A 968-nucleotide genomic window follows, 5' to 3' on the forward strand; every position below is an offset into this window, starting at 1 on the left:
CCAAGGTGATACAACTTTTTGGGCTAAAGCCCAACCAACAATCACACGCGCCAGCAAGCTCAGCGCCTACGGTGGTTAACTATAACAATAGTGTTAAACCATTCGTGGCTGAAGCCATCACCTACAACAATACTTAACCTCTGTGTAGCAAAGCGCCTCAGTGATCTCAGTGGTGAAATTCACTTTTCGCCCTAAAGAACGACCTACAAACAATGCATATTTACGTACTTGGGAGTTGGTAATGATATTGGAGAATCGTAGGTTCTCGTTGCGCTCTACCCAACCTACAAACCCACGCGCTAGCAAGCTTAGCGCCTACGGTGGTTAGCTCTATCACTGGTGTTAAATCTTTCGTGGCTAAAGCCATCTCCTACAAAAATACTTAACCTCTGTGTAGCGAAACGCCTCTGTGAACTCGGTGGTGAAATTCACTTATCGCCCTAAGAACGACCTACAATTTAAACCACACCAGTAGGGTTTCGTTGCACTCTCCCCAACCTACGCCACTTGCGTTGTAAGGCGAAAGTTAAGTGCTTTTATCACTTGAAAAAAGTTTCGCAACGAGTTTTGGTTTTACCATTCACCGCCTTATACGAGCTTCCACGATTTAATCCTGTTGCGTTAGCAATATCGCTCGCGCCATGCTTTTTCACCAAAGATCTGAAAGTGGTCACCCATAAGAAGCTTCCGATCATGCTGACGACTGTGTTTTATTGATCTCTGTATTCAAAAACCAAGTATTGCTACTTTTCAAACTCATTAATGATTTTGAAATATTTAATCCTCCCACCTTGCATTTACCTAAAAAGTGAACTTAATTAAAAAAGTAATGGAACTTCATCAAAAGGAATTTGCAATGACTAAACTCATCATTATTGCTTGGTTACTTTTTTGTTCATATGCTTACGCGACAAATATTTTTAAGCTTAACTCACAATCTAAAAATACAGATTTAGCCGATATTCAAC

1 protein-coding gene is annotated in these 968 nt (G+C 40.8%); it reads right to left on the bottom strand.

All coding sequences use genetic code 11. The features are described from left to right. Positions 1-539: 539 nt before the first annotated feature. Entirely contained in the window at positions 540-695 is a 156-nt protein-coding gene (locus H5201_RS23605; RefSeq protein ID WP_404936361.1) for a hypothetical protein, read from the bottom strand. Positions 696-968: the final 273 nt, after the last annotated feature.

The organism is Pseudoalteromonas sp. SG43-6 (assembly GCF_014164365.1).
GTDB classification, from domain to species: domain Bacteria; phylum Pseudomonadota; class Gammaproteobacteria; order Enterobacterales; family Alteromonadaceae; genus Pseudoalteromonas; species Pseudoalteromonas rhizosphaerae.